The following is a 263-nucleotide window of genomic DNA, read 5'->3' as shown; positions in this document are numbered from 1 at the left end:
GCTTCCGCGAGTCGAGCCGCGACCTCGGCGGCAGTAAATCTGCCCGGATAGGCCGGCTGCACCATGATGCGAATGCACCCATTCAGCGTCAGAGGGCAAGACGCCCAGCCGTGATGAATGTTGCGCTCCAACCAAGCGGAGGCCGCGCGATGGTGCACATGGGCGGCGTCCAACAAGGCGATGAGCACATTGACATCCAACAGGGCACGCAATCAGATCCCTTCCGCGTCGCGCAGGCGCTCCACCAATTCGTCCGTCACCAC

1 pseudogene is annotated in these 263 nt (G+C 63.1%); it reads right to left on the bottom strand.

What is annotated here, in order from left to right:
• Positions 1–212 (bottom strand): annotated as a pseudogene (locus ACTFO6_RS18955) (TA system VapC family ribonuclease toxin); the annotation flags it as partial.
• Positions 213–263 lie beyond the last annotated feature (51 nt).

Origin of the sequence: Pelomicrobium sp. G1 (assembly GCF_051905455.1) — a bacterium.
Lineage (GTDB): Bacteria > Pseudomonadota > Gammaproteobacteria > Burkholderiales > UBA6910 > Pelomicrobium.
This window is presented reverse-complemented; position numbering and strand designations above follow the sequence as displayed.